This window comes from Parendozoicomonas verongulae, assembly GCF_009711465.1.
Taxonomy (GTDB): domain Bacteria; phylum Pseudomonadota; class Gammaproteobacteria; order Pseudomonadales; family Endozoicomonadaceae; genus Sansalvadorimonas; species Sansalvadorimonas verongulae.
Genome location: NZ_SMME01000414.1, coordinates 1 through 783 on the forward strand (window position 1 = coordinate 1; position 783 = coordinate 783).

Annotated in this window: 2 protein-coding genes; both read left to right on the plus strand. The window is 52.9% G+C overall.

Annotated features, from left to right (window positions below):
- Positions 1 to 334: hypothetical protein (locus E1189_RS22455; RefSeq protein WP_196220894.1), on the plus strand; the 334-nt coding region annotated here is incomplete at its 5' end.
- Between the two features lie 79 nt (positions 335 to 413).
- A partial coding sequence (locus E1189_RS00860; RefSeq protein ID WP_155158234.1) for a hypothetical protein occupies positions 414 to 783 on the plus strand: 370 nt, incomplete at its 3' end.

The following is a 783-nucleotide window of genomic DNA, read 5'->3' on the forward strand; positions in this document are numbered from 1 at the left end:
CGATCGCCCTGGCAATACGTGGAAAACTGCTGACCTTGTGGCGGCACAGGCTGATGACGCCATGGACGTCGATAATGGTGCATCGCTGGCAGATTATTCTGAATCCATGCACACGGCAGTGCCTCCCCTCATAGTCAATTGTCATATGCAGTATGACTGGCGACGCCTCCTCTTTGGCGGGCCGGGGGTGGATAAGGAGGGCAGAATATGCCATGTTCAAGGGGCGCTGGCAACGGCACAGGCGGGTCAGGCCATTATACTCAAGGGCGCGAGATTGGTCCGATCTGACGTTTCAACAGAAGATAACCTCGCTGCAAGAGCGAAAGCGGTATGAGAGTAATGGCCAGACCTGTTACCTGCCAGACCATGTTCAGTTTTACCGGGCCAGCGTCGGTGAGGAGGAGCTGGCCAGCTTGTATGAGTCATCCATTAAGCGGGTGACCAGCCCCCCGAAAACCCCCATCGTTGTGAATCAATATACTCTCAGGGAATGGCTGAATCCCGCCATGATCAATGAAGCGGGTTATAGTGTTCTTAACACAGCATTAGAGAACCAGATTCAGTCCGGGGCTACGGTGACAATTACGTCTCCTTTGAGTGAATCTTTGTGGTTTAGGTTACTGAATCGGCTGCAGGCTATTGGGCACAGCAGGGGCCAGAAACCCAAAATCTTTCTAGCCCATACGGAAGGTCAGCCAGAGCAGCTTGGGTTGTCCGAAGGCAGCCCGACAGATAAACAGAAAAAGATATTCAGGCATCCGGCCGTACGTGCTGTTACTTATT